This window comes from Peribacillus sp. SIMBA_075 (assembly GCF_046534585.1).
In genome coordinates, this window is the sequence record NZ_JAWRYN010000537.1 from 1 (window position 1) to 274 (window position 274).

The following is a 274-nucleotide window of genomic DNA, read 5'->3' on the forward strand; positions in this document are numbered from 1 at the left end:
AGCCAATAGGCGCTGAAACATCGCTACCAGTCGCTCATCCGGCTCAGCTCCCCGTCTTCGCTCATAAAAGCGGCGAAACAATTGATCCGAGGTCAGCTCTGTCAGCTCGACCCGCTGCGCCCCATCCTCATTCTGGTTATCTTCACGTACGACCACACGCTGAATCTTGAGAAAGTCATCACTTAGCTTGCGAACTCGCTGAAATTCTGCCGGGTCAATCCCATCCGATACATGCAGCTCGAGATCAATCCAGGAGCCGGCGTCCCTGCCTTCT

1 protein-coding gene is annotated in these 274 nt (G+C 54.7%); it reads right to left on the reverse strand.

Annotated features, from left to right (window positions below; translation table 11 throughout):
- On the reverse strand, positions 1-274 hold a 274-nt coding region (locus SB775_RS29320; protein WP_410864747.1), incomplete at both ends, for an exonuclease SbcCD subunit D C-terminal domain-containing protein.